The organism is Microcoleus sp. K5-D4 (assembly GCF_036704575.1).
Classification (GTDB): Bacteria; Cyanobacteriota; Cyanobacteriia; order Cyanobacteriales; family Microcoleaceae; genus Microcoleus.
Genome location: NZ_JAUBSD010000213.1, coordinates 1 through 1,328, shown reverse-complemented (window position 1 = coordinate 1,328; position 1,328 = coordinate 1). Strand labels below are relative to the sequence as shown.

The 1,328-nt window shown below is 44.7% G+C and carries 1 protein-coding gene; it reads right to left on the bottom strand.

The window, feature by feature from the left end:
- Positions 1 to 53 precede the first annotated feature (53 nt).
- Positions 54 to 1,328 (bottom strand): reverse transcriptase domain-containing protein (locus QUA77_RS29110; RefSeq protein ID WP_333454102.1); only part of this gene is annotated, 1,275 nt, incomplete at its 5' end.

Genomic DNA, 1,328 nt, shown 5'->3' with positions numbered 1-1,328 from the left:
AAACCGTGCATGAGACTTTCACCTCACACGGCTCCTCAATGTTTTGGTGCTTGTCACGCATACCTCATTACCCATTTGTCCGCGACTTTTTCAAGTCTTTTGGTGGGCTTAGGCTCGGCACTATTGCAGCCGGATTTGTTGCCAAGACTGCCATCATTGGCGGTCTTTGTATCGTGGCAATGTCTGTGTAGAAGTTGCCAATTTTTATAATCATCCTTTCCACCTTGCGATTTGGGGATAATATGGTCAATTTCCATCACATCATTTTCACGGAAAAACAATCCACAGTGGGCGCATTTTCCCTTTTGCCATTTCAAGAGTGATGAGACTCTTGTAGGCATTTCTGGGTTGTTGCCCATTCTTGTACTCCAATAAACCAGATTCCCGTCAAATGGGGACAGTTTGCCTTTGACTTTTACATGACGCACTATTTTAATGCGGGCATGGTCAAGTAACCGAAGTGGGTTTTTCCCAACTTCAGTGGTTGCAAATACCCAGTTATCATCGCCTATGGAGTGCCAATATTTCTTTGACACCCATCCCTTTGATTTCTTCGGGTGGCGGAATTTTGCCCAAGAGACAAGCTTTTGATACACTAGGTCATCTAACTGAGCGTAGATTTCCTTACTTATGACAGTCGAATAGTAGTTAGCCCAACCCCTAATGATAGGGTTTAGTCGCTTAATTAGCGCCGCTTGCGGTGCTGACTTATGGGAGTCAATTACATCCGACAGACGGTCATAATGTGCCTTCACTTTTTCCTGACTTGGGGTAATGATGGTCTTAAAACCGAGTAATTCCCCTTTCGTATTTTTACCTGTATGGTGTTTCCCTTTGGGGAACTGACGTATATTAAATCCAAGGAAGTTGAATCCTGGCTTTTCCTCAACAAAAGTTGAAAGAGTGTGCGTCAGCCGAGTTTTACTGGGTTTTAATTCCAAGCCTATGCCCATTAACCATTCCGAGATTATTTCCCGGCATCTTTGAACAACGGTTATGTCTTCATGGAGAATCACGAAGTCATCGGCGTACCTGATTAAAGTAGCTCCTGGCTGATAGCCAGCGTATTGACCTTTCTTGACAATTGTGCCACTAGGAAAGGCGCTTTTTATCCGGTTTTCCATCCCGTGGAGGGCTATGTTTGCCAAAAGCGGCGAAAGACATCCGCCTTGTGGCGTTCCCTCAGATGTAGGAAACAACTGCTTACCATCCATCACCCCCGCTTTTAACCATGCACGAATTTGACGGCGAATGGTGGGAGATGTATTCAGTTTTAAAAGCAGTGTTTCATGGTCGATACAGTCGAAACACTTCGATATGTCAGCATC